The sequence below is a fragment of the Vibrio celticus genome, from assembly GCF_024347335.1.
In the GTDB taxonomy this organism is placed as follows: Bacteria; Pseudomonadota; Gammaproteobacteria; order Enterobacterales; family Vibrionaceae; genus Vibrio; species Vibrio celticus.
Genome location: NZ_AP025464.1, coordinates 1490713 through 1503602, shown reverse-complemented (window position 1 = coordinate 1503602; position 12890 = coordinate 1490713). Strand labels below are relative to the sequence as shown.

The window sequence follows — 12890 nt, the reverse complement described above, 5'->3', positions numbered from 1 at the left end:
GTGTAATGACTCAATATCATTCTAAGCCCGTGAGCCAAGAGGGATGGGTTGAGTGGAACCTCGAAGAAGACGCCATTTGGCATGACTTAGTGAAAAGGCAACTGGACGTCATTAATGACCGCGCTTGTGAAGCTTATTTGCACGGTTTGACCCTGCTGGATCTGCCATTGGACAGAGTTCCTCAGCTGCCAGAGATAAATAAAGTGCTAATGGAAACAACAGGTTGGCAAGTTCAGCCTGTGCCTGCATTGATCGATTTCGACCGATTCTTTGATTTGCTCGCCAATAAGAAATTTCCAGTTGCGACATTTCTGAGAACGCGAGACGAGTTCGATTACTTACAAGAACCTGATTTCTTTCATGAAATTTTCGGCCACTGTGCCATGCTCACTAATGCTGATTTCGCAGCATTCACTGAGCATTATGGAAAACTAGGCCAAGCCGCTACATCCAAACAGCGTGCTTATCTTGCCCGTTTGTATTGGTTTACGGTCGAGTTCGGTTTAGTAAAAGAAGGCCAACAACTGAAAATCTATGGCGGTGGCATTCTCTCTTCTCCGGCGGAAACCATGTATGCGTTGGGTGGTGATTTGGCGGTTCGTGAGCGGTTCGATCTGCAAACGGTGTTAAGAACTCCTTATCGAATTGACATTATGCAGCCGAAATATTACGTGATCGACGAGCTATCTGAGCTCTTCAAAATCAGTCAGGAAAACCTATTACAGCAAGCTGATCTCGCCATCGACGCGGGGTTACTACCACCACTGTTTGAACCCAAGGAACCAACACATGTTGAATGAACAAAAATGCGAAGCCTGCAGTATCGACGCGATTGCCCTAAGTAAAGATGAACAACAATCTTTACTGTTGGAGTTGTCAGACTGGCAGGTCATCGAAAGAGACGGCATCCCGCAGCTTGAGAAGGTGTTTAAGTTTAAGAACTACAAACTAGCGTGGGCATTCAGCAACAAAGTGTCAGAACTGGCAGAAGAAGAGTTCCACCACCCTTCGATCATACTGGAGTGGGGCAAAGTCACCGTCACTTGGTGGAGCCACTCAATCAAAGGCCTGCACAAAAACGACTTCATCTGCGCCTCACGCTGCGATGTGTTCGCCATTAGTGAGTAGTTTTTTTGGTTAGGGGTTACTCTTGCAACCTTAGTGATGCGATTACCTCATTATTCGGCTCATTAGGTGAGTCGAATACGTGATACTTTCTCACCATGGGGTGCAACTTCTCTCAAACTAGCTTGACCTGCATCAGCGACTTGCTTGGTTTCTTGTCTCATAAACCCTTTCTGTTACTCATAGTATTGGTTTTATGAGGCTGCTCTATGATATATTTCTCGGCCAAGTGTATTACAGACGAAGGCTAATAATGTCTATCAACCTTTCACTCCTTCCACCCAGCGAGAAAAATAAAATCGAACTGGATAAGCAAGCATCGTTTCTTGTATGGAAACTGAAGCAAGCGAAATGTGGCCCTGAAGCCATTGTTGAAGAAGCAATGAAGCTAGGTGACCCAGAAGAAAAGGCTTGGTTTGATCAGTCTGTAGAAAAATACAAACGGGTAATGGGTGTCGCATAAACGCAGACAAACCTTGCCCAGCAGTGCTGTTGAATTGAAATGACACAGTAATTTGCTAGAATTTGCACCGTTAATTGAATCAGAGAGAAGATCCCGATGGGAAGAAGTTTTGAAGTGCGCAAGGCCTCAATGGCGAAAACTGCAGGCGCAAAAATTAAAGTTTATTCTAAATACGGTAAAGAGATTTACGTACTGGCTAAGAACGGCAGCTCTGACCCAGACATGAACCTACCTCTTAAGCACCTGATTGCTAAAGCGAAGAAAGACCAAGTACCAGCTCACGTTATCGACAAAGCGATCGATAAAGCGAACGGCGGCGGCGGTGAAGACTTCCAACCAGCTCGTTACGAAGGTTTTGGCCCAGGTGGCACAAGCGTAATCGTTGACTGTCTAACTGACAACGGCAACCGTACTTTCCAAGACGTTCGCCAATGTTTCGTTAAAACTGGCGCGAAAATCGGTGTTGAAGGTACTGTTTCTCACATGTTCGCTCACCAAGCTGTATTCCAGTTTAAAGGCGAAGACGACGAGATCATCCTAGAAACGCTAATGATGGAAGACGTAGACGTGACTGACGTTGAGCTAGAAGACGGTGTTATCACTGTATTCGCTCCAACGACTGAGTTCTTCAAAACGAAGACTGCACTAAACACTGCGTTCCCAGAGCTAACGCTAGATGTTGAGGAAATCACTTTCGTTCCTCAAACAACTACGCCAGTAGCTGAAGAAGATTCTGAGAAATTCCAGAAGTTCTTAGACATGCTTGACGACTGTGATGACGTTCAGCAGGTTTACCACAACGCTGAGCTGTAATCTTTACAGTAACAACAAGTTATAAAAAACCGAGCCTAGTGCTCGGTTTTTTTATTTCTGTAATTCAGTAGTTTATCCATGAACATAGCTTTTTGAACGCAGCTATTTGGTGGCAGAACCTAGGTTATAGCGCCTTGGTCATAAGCCCTTGATCATCGTTCCGTGATCTCAGGTTCGCAAGGCGTTCTTGGGCGACAAATCCATGCTGAGAATTTTCTGATCAAAGGAAGCACGGTGAGGTTGAGTGCGATGGCACACGGCCAAGCGATGAAAAAGCTTTGCATCCAGATTGGCGGCCATTCGGGGCTAAATCCCATTTTGTAGCCAGAAATTAACCCAGACATGATGGTCGCCATGGTCAGTGAAGATAAAATCGCGGTTACCCAAAATTGTTTGTTGCTCATACTGTGTTTCTCCCGTGATTTTCTGATGTTGACGAGATAAGGTTACATTTATCCATTAATGAGAAAAATAGGCACATGTAGAAGTATGAATTCCATATTTGGAAACATTGATGATCTGTTCTTATTCTGTGCAGTGGTTGAAGAGGGCTCTTTGCTATCGGCTTCGAAACGGCTGCAACTCCCTGTGTCGACTATGTCGCGTCGGCTAACCGCATTGGAAGATCGCCTCAATATCCGACTTTTAGAAAAGAAAGGTCGAGAGCTGGTGGCCACCAAAGACGGTGAGGCGGCTTTTTCTGCACTGAGCAGCGGTATGGAGTCGATTCATCACGGCTTTAATAGCTTGCTTGAAGAGCGTGACGCTATCCAAGGCAAGATAAAGCTTGCCGTGCCTCATAACTTCTACAGTGGCTTTCTACGGTCGACGGTAGAGCAATTCCTCACTCAATATCCGAACGTTCAGCTCGACCTTACTCTGAGCCAGCAGCAGCTCATTCCACAGACCGATCGTGACTTACTGATCACGTTTAAGATCTCGGACATGGAAGGCATGATTGCTCGACCGCTGTTTAAAGCCAAATACGGGTTTTATGCGAGCCCAGGATACTTAGATTCGCGTGCAACAATAGAAAAACCGGACGACCTGGAGCTGCAAGATTGGATTAACGTCGATGATGTGTTTGATATGCCGCTCTACAAATCCGACCGCTTAGAGCAAATGATCACGATTAAACCTAAGTTCATCGTCAACGATATTCATGCGGTGGCGGCCGCAGCACAAAAAGGTTTGGGGCTCGCGTCATTGCCTTTTCGTCATGTATCCCCTGAGATGAATTTGATTCAAGTGCTCCCTGAGTATCATCGGGGTGATCGCCAAGCGTATTTAGTGTACAAAGAAAGAAAATATCAGCCAAAGGCTTTGACCCTGCTTATTGATGCATTGATTGAGAGTGTTCGATCTTTTCATAGCGATGGTTTGGTCAAATAAAAGGAGAAACAATGAAAGTAAGTTTTATCGGGCTAGGCGTTATGGGTTTCCCAATGGCAGGCCACCTAGTCAAAGCCGGTTTTGAAGTAACGGTATTTAACCGCACTCACAGCAAAGCGCTAGACTGGGCTGATAAACACCAAGGTAAAGCGGCAGAATCTGTGGCTGAATGTGTAGCGGAAGCTGACGTGGTATTGGTTTGTGTGGGTAACGATGACGACGTACGCAGCATGACAACCAGCGAAACAGGCGCATTGGCAGCGATGAAGCCAAACGCGATTCTTGTCGATCACACTACAACGTCTGCAGTTCTGTCTGAAGAGCTTGAAGTGGCAGCGAAGCAAGCAGGTATTCGCTTTATGGATGCACCTGTATCTGGTGGCCAAGCGGGCGCAGAAAATGGCGTGCTAACCATCATGTGTGGCGGCGAACAAGCGCTTTTCAACGACCTTCAACCTGTGTTCGAAGCTTACGGTAAGTCGTCAGTTCTAATGGGTAAAGTCGGCCAAGGCCAACGCGCAAAGATGGTCAATCAGATTTGCATTGCAGGTGTATTGAATGGTCTTTCTGAAGGCTTAGTACTTGCAGAGAAATCAGGTTTGGATATTCCAACTCTGGTTGATTGTCTTAAAAACGGCGCAGCTGGTTCATGGCAGATGGAAAACCGCGCTACCACAATGGCACAAGATAAGTTCGATTTCGGCTTCGCTATTGATTGGATGATCAAAGACTTAGGTTTCTGCTTAGATGAAGCAGAGCGCCAAGGCATCCAGCTTCCACTGACTGAAAAGACCAACAATGCTTACAAGGCTCTGTCTGCCGAAGGACAAGGCCGCATGGATACATCAGTATTGATGAAAGCTGTCGTTGAAGAGACTAAGAAGTAGAAGCTAGAAGTAATAGAAGCTTCGCTTGGATAATTAAAAATAGCCGCTGATTAGCGGCTATTTTTGTATGTATGAACTTAGGAATGCAGTGAAAGCGTTGGTACTGAAACTCACTATTGGACAGAAACGTTTTAATGGGTTTACTAAATTAGTATTTAACGGATTACCCGAGGTATAAGAAAGCCTTTAGTCGGTAGGCTGAAATCAGTCACCCACGACAGAACGACTGCAACATCTTCTTTATCAAAGTGAAATATTGATGTCATGATTGCATATTAACTTAGCGCATAATTTTTATTCCATATATAGAAGGACTTATGAAAAAGACTGGGATTTTTGCCACGATTGGCGCTCTGGCTATCTTCGCTTTACCCGCTCACGCAAGCAATGTCTCTGAAGGCGATGTTATTAAGCTTGGTCTCCATGAGTTAAAACCAACTCAACCATCTGTGGGTTATGATCAAATTATGTACAAGCTGGGTCGTTACCAATTTGACCAAGAAAAGATGTTTGATGAAATCTGTGAAGCCAACGGCCAAAAAGGTGTAGTGAGCATCAAAGACCAAGCACACCCGAATATTCCTTCGACTTTCACCTGTGAGCTGGAAACAGGTGCACGTAAAAAAGACATGAAGACTGTGGTTATCGCACCCAACGATGAGTACTACCTGACTGACGGTCACCATACGTTCAATGTGTTCTACCGCATGTCGCAAGGTGGAGCATCGTTCAATGTGAATGTGGTGGTTGATAAAGATTACCGCAACCTCAAAAACATGGATGCGTTCTGGAACCAAATGGTAAAAGACGGTAATACATGGCTGTTTGATAACAAAGGCGAAGCGATTAGCTATCAACAACTTCCAACCTCTCTTGGGCTAACCAACTTTGCTAACGATCAATATCGCTCACTGATGTACTTTTCTCGTGATGTAGGCTGGAACAAGCCAATTCAACCAGTCCCGTTCTTAGAATTTTACTGGTCTAAAGAGGTACGTAAAGCGATTGATGCTGCAGACTTTGATCTAAATTCTACCGAAGGTTACGCAAAAGCAGTCAATGCGGTCAGCAATCATATTCTATCTATGGATACCAACAACGTTGGTGGCTCAAATCTTTCCGTTAAGCAGATGGGGCAGTTTAGCGCATATAACCAAAAAGGCTTCGATAAACTGTTCAAAGAGCGCGGTAAAGTTGACTATATGCTGCGTTACAAAACAACATCTACCGCCAATGGTTTAAGCTATGACTTAGCAGCTGCATCAGCTCCTGCACTAAAACAATTAGACCAATTTACCCTTGAAGCAAACTCAAGCTTTAATGATTACCCAGCAGCTTCTGCTGATGGCATTGTCAATGCAATTGTAGAGATCCCAACAGGTACTTCCGCTAAGTGGGAACTAAGCAAAGACAATGACAAGCAAGTTGTCTGGGAACACAAAAAAGGCGCACCACGCGTTGTTAACTATCTTGGATACCCAGGTAACTACGGCTCTATCCCACGTACTGCACTACCAAAAGGGGTGGGTGGTGATGGCGACCCGTTAGATGTGATTGTTCTTGGTCAGTCTGTACCACGTGGTGAAGTTGTTCCTGTACGTTTAATAGGTGTGATGAAAATGCTAGATGATGGCGAGCAAGACGACAAACTCATTGCTGTTCTCACTAACGATTCACCATTTAAAGATATTGCTTCGCTAAACGAGCTAAACGCTACCTACCCAGGTGTTCAAGACATCGTCGGTCTATGGTTTGAAAACTACAAAGGTCCAGGCGGTGGTATGGAACTGCAAGGCTGGGGCGACGACGTGGAAGCCAACAAGATCCTTGATGCAGCAAGAAAACACTACGCTGTGAATTAAACTTTGGTTTGATTATTGGAATTTGATTTAAGCCCTCATTGCGTTGCAATGAGGGCTTTTCTTGGAGCTATGGAAATGTAGCTACATATACTGGATTTATGAAGCTTTTGGACACAGGCTTTTCAGAAGAAAAGCCTGTTTCAGCGCCTGTCTGTCAGCAGTCTGTTTTCTCAGACAGCCTCAGAGCGTCTTCTAGCTCAACGCCAAGGTATCGAATTGTGTTATCTAGCTTCGAATGTCCAAGTAAAATCTGTACGGCCCTGATGTTTTTCGTTCTGGCATAGATTAAAGTGGCTTTGGTGCGGCGCATGGAATGAGTGCCGTAATAGTCTGCATTCAGTCCCAGTTTTGTAGCCCAGTTCCTGATAATTGAACGATAGAATGAGTAGCTGATTGGTTGCCCAAAGCGTCGGCTACTCGGGAATAGAAAACTGTTCGCCTCTAGGGATGCTGCAAAAATCCATCGGCTAATACTTTGCTGTGTTCTCGGGGTAATCTCATAGTGGACATCAGTGCCAGTTTTTTGCTGGATGCACTGAACCCTTTCATAGATAACTCCTTGTGAAGAAACATCGTAAACGTGTAGTTTTAGCAAATCACTCGCTCTTAATTTGCTATCTATCGCTAGGTTCAGTAGTGCGAGCTGCATCAGATCATTTTCAATCTCCAGCCTAGTTCTTATCCGCCAGATCTCTTCAAGCTTAAATGGCCTTTTGATGCCACTGCATTTTCCAGAAGATAGCTTTCTCATGATGACCTCCTCTCAGTGTTTTTGGTCAACATGAAGTTTGGCAGTCACATTTAGTAGGGTTTAGAAAGATCTGAAACGTCGGTGGACAAAGGCGTGTTTGCTATAGTCGGTTCGCAACACCTCTGCCAAGTGAACTGACAGAGGAAAAGTGACAAACTTTATTGTAAATGATCAGACATTATTGGACTCGTTCAAACTATATTGTCTTATGACAACAAATAGCTAAACCTGATAGAAAACTGCCACCAAAAAGCAAAAGACAAGACCCTATTGTTTTTTGTAAGCAAAAAAACAGCAGTCAGTGATAGGGTTTAATCGCCAAATAAATTCTACGCAAACTACCATTTTCATGCCGGGCTGAATGACATGGTTCAGCATGCACTCCCAAGGGCCTCAAAGGGAAGATTGAGCACCTTCTGCCCATTTGGTCAGCTTTAAATCGTCCAAAATAAGCAGCACGCAAGGCACAACAATTGACGCGAGTAACGTAGCCGAGACTAAGCCAAACGCAATACTGGCAATTAACGGGATCAGAAATTGCGCTTGCGTACTGGTTTCGGTTAACAGTGGAAGCAATCCTGCAAATGTGGTTAACGAGGTGATAAATATCGCTCTAAATCGGTCACGTACCGCCTCTCGACAAGCGTCTATCAAGCGCTCGCCTTGGGCGATATTCTTCTTAATAAAATTGACCAACAGAATGTTATCGTTAACGACGATACCCGCTAAGGTAGCAAAGCCAACCAAGCTTGGAATAGTCAAATCGAACCCCATGCCCAAGTGCCCCCATACCACACCAATCCAGCCCATAGGGATTGCCAGCAGCACAGCAATCGGTTGAGTGTAGCTTTGTAACAGGAAAACTAAAATAAGATAAATCCCCACCACGCCAAGAGCAAAGAAGGTCGCCAGCGAGGAGCCCGTATCTGAGCTTTCTTTATCCTGACCTTGCGAGGTGAAGGTGATGTCTGGGAATTTGTGTTGAGTTTGCGAGACAAATTCACTATTGAACTGCAGCATGATTTCACGCGCATTGGCAACCCGCGTATCGATATTGCCTTGCACAACCACAGTGTTCATCCCACTAATGCGGTGAATTCGCGAGAAGGCTTGTTTTCTGTCAAACGTCGCAACACTTGATAATGGAACTAGGGTTCCATTGCCTGCCGTCACCATCAAGTTATTCAACTCATACAGGCTAGCTTGGTGAGTAAACTCATCCAGTCTCACACTAATATCCACCAGCTCACCTTGTTGGAAAACCGTCAGATCAGTACTGCCTTTTACCGCACTGCGCAACGTTTGAGCAATGTTGGAAGCATTAACTCCCATCACACCAGCTTCATCTTTAAGGTTAACGTGAAATTCGGTTCTGCCCTCACGTAGATCAGTGGACAAGTTATAGACACCATCAAATCCCTTTAGCCATTTCACCAGCAATCGGCTCACCTTATCAAGCTCTTGTAACGACTCCCCCTGAACTCGAATATCAATGCCATTGCCAGCAATGCCCCGTTCTTTATCGGTAAACTTGAGTGAAACCACATCGGCTATGGGGCCCACTTTTTGCTTCCAATCTTGGATCAGATCTTTAATGCTCTGCTGCCTAAATTGCGCTGGCAATAGATCGGCACTGACGGTTGCCATATGCGGCCCCGACTCATTGGCATCAGCATTTAAGTTGAACATGATGGTGGTGCTCGCGACCAAAGGTTTTGAGCTTGGGTGTTTCTCTGCGTATTCTTGGTTGAGTTCATCAAGCGCGTTTGAAACCTTCTCCACCACCGCCTCTGTCTGGCTCAGTAAACTGCCTTGAGGGAGCAAGATACGCGCCTGCAGCACATCACTTTCCAAGGCAGGCATGGCTTTGAATTTCAGCCAACCTGATGAAATGGAAGCGGTTGAAATCATCACCACCATCACCAATATCCCTAGTGAAAGATAAGGTGCATTCATCGCCTTGACACTCACTGGCACAAAGAATCTGTCTCTGATGTTTTCAAAACCGGCAATGAACTTGTCCCGTATAGGATTAGAGCGAGATTCAGTATGGCTATGTGCCAAATGAGACGGCAAGATCAAGAAAGCTTCTATCAGACTAACAAGCAAGGTAATCAATAACACGATGGGAATATAGCGTAGTACTTCGCCCATCTTGCCTGTGAGAAACATCAGCGGCCCTATCACCATGATGGTGGTAGCAAACGATGCAATCACACCTGGGAAGACTTGTTTGGTACCTTCAACTGCAGCGTCAAACGCGGGTAGCCCTTGTTGCCTCTTGGCAGCGATGTTTTCTGCAATGATCAACGAGTCGTCCATTAGCAGACCAATCGCGACAATCAGCCCGACCAGCGTCATCATATTCAGGGTATAACCGAGAAGTTGTATCGCAAAAATGGCGCCAAGGAATGAAACCGGCAGCCCCATGGTGACCCAAAAGCTAAAGCGAATATTAAAAAACGCCCACAACATCAAAAATGCCAGTGCTAATCCCTGTGCGCCATTGCTGGTGAGGATTCTCAGACGCTCAATAATATTGATGCTGGAATCTTGGGTGATGGTTAAAGCGACGCCTTCAGGGGCTCTCGCCTGTTCTTTTTCAACGATGCTGACGATCGCATCTTTGACCGTTAAGGTATCTTGAAATTGCGTTTTGGACACCTGAAGCAAAGCGGCACGCTGACCATTGAACAGGATTTGATTTTCATCGCTAGTGAACTTCTGCTGAATAACGGCAACATCACCGAGGCGAACCTGAGTCCCCGTCTCACTGGATTTAATCACGATATTTTCGAAGTCTCTGACGTTGCTGCCTAAGTGGTCGAAGCGGACGCTGATCTCTTCCAAGTCATTACTAAATACACCAGCAGGAGTGCTGATACTTTGCTGTTGTACCAGATTGGACAAGTCGGACACACTCAGGCCGTACTGCTGCAACTTCCACTGCGATACGCGAATTTCTATTTCTTGATCCGCAAAACCGCTCACGGTCACCTGAGCGATCAATGGGCTCTCTTTTAACTTGTGCTTAATTTGTTGGGCATAGAGATATAAGTCCCTATCTGACATATTGCCGGTAATCGCGACACTGGCCACCGTTGCCACTCGGTCCAGTTTCGACACCGTGATCTGCTCAACTCGATCCGGAAAATCACTGATGGCGTTAACCTGCTGTTGAATATCGCTGGTTAAAGTGTCAATGTCTTCATCATCGCCGATTTCCACATTGGCGATGACCAAATTCTCTCGGGCATCACAGCTTAACTCTTTAATTTCACTCAGCTTATCGAGAGAATTTTCCAACGGGTAACACACTTCTTCCATCATCTCAAAAGGTGACGCGCCCGGATAAACGATCCGAACCTCAATATTTTTGGTCGGCGTCAACGGAAAAGTGTCTTTCTGCAGTTTGGGCAAGGCAAAAGTCCCTAACAGCAGTACCGCCATCATCAGGACATTGGCGCCAGTGGTGTGCCGAGCAAAAAAAGCGATCATAATTTGCTCTCTTTCTGAATCGCGTTTAGGGCTTTAAATCCGCTCTGCGTATCCAACCAAAGGCCGATTTTCTCATCCGGTTGCGGTTGTAAAGCCATCCCCTCAACGGCGGGTGAAAGTTTACTTAGCACAACCACATCACCGAATTCCACGCCAGATTTAATCACCGCAACCTGCCCTTGGACGAAATCTATCCTGACAGGTTTGCTTTTCAGTTTACCTTCAGAGACAGTGTAAACTTTACCGTCATGGATGGCGTTTATCGGTAGCAAGACTTGTTGCTCCATCATCGGTGCTTTAATCGTGACTTTAACGAAAGTCCCACGAATAAGTGGTGGCTTCTCCCCGGGAATGGCTTGCTGATAGGGCTGATTGACTTGTGCAACCAGGCTTTGGCTTTGAGTCTGGGCATCGATTTCACCGCCGGAGCGGCTAACCTCGGCAGGCCAAGTAATTACTTTATCGCCTGCTTGGAGTTCTACTGTCGCGCTCAAGTTGCTATGAACATCTTCGTCAAGCGAGTCAAAACGATTGGAATTTCTTAGCGGACGCATTTTACCAAGCGGAAACTGCGCGCGAACCTCAACGGCATCGATGTCATCCGCTTTGAGCAGCAACTCCCCCTTGTTGACATACTCGGCGAGTCCAACCAGGGTTTCGACAATGCGAATATCAAATGGGGCTTTAATTACGGTTTGTTCGAGATCTCGGTTTGCAAGTGCTAGTTCCGTTTGCAAAACCTTTTGCTGCGCTTGATTAATTGCCAGTTGGTTTTTCTGTGTCTGGAGCTGTTGCTGGCTGCTGAGCAAGTCTTTGGTCGCGCGGTCTTTCTCTGTTTTGGAGATATGCCCGGTTTCACTCAATTTGATTGAGCGGGCATATTCTGACTGTTGTACCTCAAACTCTTTCTCTGCAATCTTGAGCGAATCGATAATGGTCTGATTCGTTAGCATTAGCACTTCAAGCTCAGCTTGCAAACGGGCAATAGTAAGTTGATAAGAGGTGGGGTCGATTCTAAGGAGTTCGCTGTCTTTGCGGATAATAGCGCCCGTTTTGTATTGCTCAGAAACCCACACAACCGCGCCGTCAAGTTCAGACTGTGCCTGCCAGTCTTGAACAGACTCGGTATGTCCATATCCGATGGCAGAAGGTTGGATATTTCGCGGCTCGACTTTCAACACCCGAACCACCTTTTTAGCAGCCGTATTACTCGCTTTAGGCGGTTCAGCCTTCATCCCTGGTGCGATCACCAATAACGCGATGCCCAAAAAAACAGGAGGAACAAACAGAGCCCTTTGTAACCAGCTATACCCAGTCATAGCGATTCCCTTACTATATATTAGCTTTGCCTTAAGTAAAAGGTAGCACACCAACATAAGCGGATTTGCTTCCTTGATCTCAAAATAAGTCAGGCCTCACAAATGGAGGCCTGATTGAATTGAGCTACTGATTGTTTTTTCCTTTGCCCATGGTATTTTTGGGGTTCACCATGCCTTGATGAGCATTAAACTCTTGTTGAGAGATAGCGCCATCCGCGTTGCTATCTAACGAAGCAAAACTGTGGCTTTGATTGATATTTTTCAACGTACGTCCCTCTTCTGCTCGCTGGGCAATACGTTCTGAGCGTGCTTGATTGAACTCGGCTTCGGTTATCTTGCCATCACCATCGAGATCAAACTGTGAAAATACTGGGCGTGACATATTGTTATTCATGCCTTTATTCATTCCACCAGCCATTGCTCCGAAGGCAATAACGATACCGAGTAACGCGATTATCGTCCTTTTGATTTTCATGACGTTTTCCTTCTCTTTGTTTCACTACTTAAGAATATACTAATGTAAGTAAGATAACGTTATGTGATGTAAAGGTATGTAAAGATGGCTAAGTAGATATCGATTTATGTTCTCATCGGTTCGTAAGCGCAGCGCAACAGAAATTATGAATCTTCTGCCGCTATGACTCAGATAAGAGTACAGGTATAGCTATTTCCAAATTATCCCAAACTTTCAGCCACCGAAACCGAAAAGCCGATGATATAAAATCCCTAGATTCGAAAAATATGGCGATTTTTAGACATTCAGAGTGTTTTCGAACTTTT

The 12890-nt window shown here is 45.4% G+C and carries 12 protein-coding genes; 7 read left to right on the top strand and 5 right to left on the bottom strand.

The window, feature by feature from the left end:
• The first annotated feature begins 5 nt into the window (after positions 1–5).
• The 4 genes from phhA to OCV19_RS22625 all read left to right on the top strand — a co-directional run bounded on the left by phhA (position 6) and on the right by OCV19_RS22625 (position 2401).
• A complete protein-coding gene (gene phhA / locus OCV19_RS22640) occupies positions 6–800 on the top strand; it encodes a phenylalanine 4-monooxygenase (RefSeq protein WP_065676053.1) in 795 nt (264 codons plus the stop codon).
• Positions 790–1128, top strand: coding sequence for a 4a-hydroxytetrahydrobiopterin dehydratase (locus OCV19_RS22635; RefSeq protein WP_065676052.1), 339 nt, complete (start codon positions 790–792; stop codon positions 1126–1128). The genes phhA and OCV19_RS22635 overlap by 11 nt, the downstream gene beginning before the upstream one ends.
• A gap of 250 nt (positions 1129–1378) precedes the next feature.
• Complete coding sequence (locus OCV19_RS22630; protein ID WP_004732615.1) at positions 1379–1588, top strand: DUF3283 family protein; 210 nt, start codon at positions 1379–1381, stop codon at positions 1586–1588.
• Positions 1589–1684: 96 nt separating this feature from the next.
• Entirely contained in the window at positions 1685–2401 is a 717-nt protein-coding gene (locus OCV19_RS22625; RefSeq protein WP_017057670.1) for a YebC/PmpR family DNA-binding transcriptional regulator, read from the top strand.
• Positions 2402–2553: 152 nt separating this feature from the next.
• Here OCV19_RS22625 and OCV19_RS22620 read toward each other — a convergent pair whose 3' ends face one another.
• Positions 2554–2805, bottom strand: a complete 252-nt coding sequence (locus OCV19_RS22620) for a DUF2798 domain-containing protein (protein WP_065676051.1) — start codon at positions 2803–2805, stop codon at positions 2554–2556.
• An 85-nt stretch (positions 2806–2890) separates the two neighbouring features.
• On the opposite strand from OCV19_RS22620, the gene OCV19_RS22615 reads away from it, so the two are divergent.
• The 3 genes from OCV19_RS22615 to OCV19_RS22605 all read left to right on the top strand — a co-directional run bounded on the left by OCV19_RS22615 (position 2891) and on the right by OCV19_RS22605 (position 6542).
• Positions 2891–3793: a LysR family transcriptional regulator gene (locus OCV19_RS22615; protein WP_065676050.1), complete on the top strand. Its 903-nt coding sequence runs from the start codon at positions 2891–2893 to the stop codon at positions 3791–3793.
• 11 nt (positions 3794–3804) lie between these two features.
• Complete coding sequence (locus tag OCV19_RS22610) at positions 3805–4680, top strand: NAD(P)-dependent oxidoreductase (protein WP_017070192.1); 876 nt, start codon at positions 3805–3807, stop codon at positions 4678–4680.
• A gap of 317 nt (positions 4681–4997) precedes the next feature.
• Positions 4998–6542, top strand: a complete 1545-nt coding sequence (locus tag OCV19_RS22605; RefSeq protein WP_065676049.1) for a ParB-like protein — start codon at positions 4998–5000, stop codon at positions 6540–6542.
• Positions 6543–6696: 154 nt separating this feature from the next.
• Here the strand turns inward: OCV19_RS22605 and OCV19_RS22600 are convergent, their stop codons facing one another.
• The 4 genes from OCV19_RS22600 to OCV19_RS22585 form a co-directional block, all read right to left on the bottom strand.
• Positions 6697–7293, bottom strand: a complete 597-nt coding sequence (locus OCV19_RS22600) for a tyrosine-type recombinase/integrase (protein WP_065676048.1) — start codon at positions 7291–7293, stop codon at positions 6697–6699.
• A gap of 393 nt (positions 7294–7686) precedes the next feature.
• Positions 7687–10791 carry an efflux RND transporter permease subunit gene (locus tag OCV19_RS22595; protein ID WP_065676047.1) on the bottom strand — a complete coding sequence of 1035 codons (3105 nt, stop codon included), beginning with the start codon at positions 10789–10791 and terminating at the stop codon, positions 7687–7689.
• Positions 10788–12110 (bottom strand): efflux RND transporter periplasmic adaptor subunit, encoded by a 1323-nt coding sequence (locus OCV19_RS22590; RefSeq protein ID WP_065676097.1) that lies wholly within the window; start codon positions 12108–12110, stop codon positions 10788–10790. The genes OCV19_RS22595 and OCV19_RS22590 overlap by 4 nt, the downstream gene beginning before the upstream one ends.
• A 124-nt stretch (positions 12111–12234) precedes the next feature.
• Entirely contained in the window at positions 12235–12585 is a 351-nt protein-coding gene (locus tag OCV19_RS22585; protein ID WP_065676046.1) for an EF-hand domain-containing protein, read from the bottom strand.
• Positions 12586–12890: the final 305 nt, after the last annotated feature.

Bases quoted from the DNA above. Each gene is read 5' to 3' on its own strand.
- phhA (WP_065676053.1), top strand. From the start codon at position 6: ATGACTCAATATCATTCTAAGCCCGTGAGCCAAGAGGGATGGGTTGAG.
- OCV19_RS22635 (WP_065676052.1), top strand. From the start codon at position 790: ATGTTGAATGAACAAAAATGCGAAGCCTGCAGTATCGACGCGATTGCC.
- OCV19_RS22630 (WP_004732615.1), top strand. From the start codon at position 1,379: ATGTCTATCAACCTTTCACTCCTTCCACCCAGCGAGAAAAATAAAATC.
- OCV19_RS22625 (WP_017057670.1), top strand. From the start codon at position 1,685: ATGGGAAGAAGTTTTGAAGTGCGCAAGGCCTCAATGGCGAAAACTGCA.
- OCV19_RS22620 (WP_065676051.1), bottom strand. From the start codon at position 2,805: ATGAGCAACAAACAATTTTGGGTAACCGCGATTTTATCTTCACTGACC.
- OCV19_RS22615 (WP_065676050.1), top strand. From the start codon at position 2,891: ATGAATTCCATATTTGGAAACATTGATGATCTGTTCTTATTCTGTGCA.
- OCV19_RS22610 (WP_017070192.1), top strand. From the start codon at position 3,805: ATGAAAGTAAGTTTTATCGGGCTAGGCGTTATGGGTTTCCCAATGGCA.
- OCV19_RS22605 (WP_065676049.1), top strand. From the start codon at position 4,998: ATGAAAAAGACTGGGATTTTTGCCACGATTGGCGCTCTGGCTATCTTC.
- OCV19_RS22600 (WP_065676048.1), bottom strand. From the start codon at position 7,293: ATGAGAAAGCTATCTTCTGGAAAATGCAGTGGCATCAAAAGGCCATTT.
- OCV19_RS22595 (WP_065676047.1), bottom strand. From the start codon at position 10,791: ATGATCGCTTTTTTTGCTCGGCACACCACTGGCGCCAATGTCCTGATG.
- OCV19_RS22590 (WP_065676097.1), bottom strand. From the start codon at position 12,110: ATGACTGGGTATAGCTGGTTACAAAGGGCTCTGTTTGTTCCTCCTGTT.
- OCV19_RS22585 (WP_065676046.1), bottom strand. From the start codon at position 12,585: ATGAAAATCAAAAGGACGATAATCGCGTTACTCGGTATCGTTATTGCC.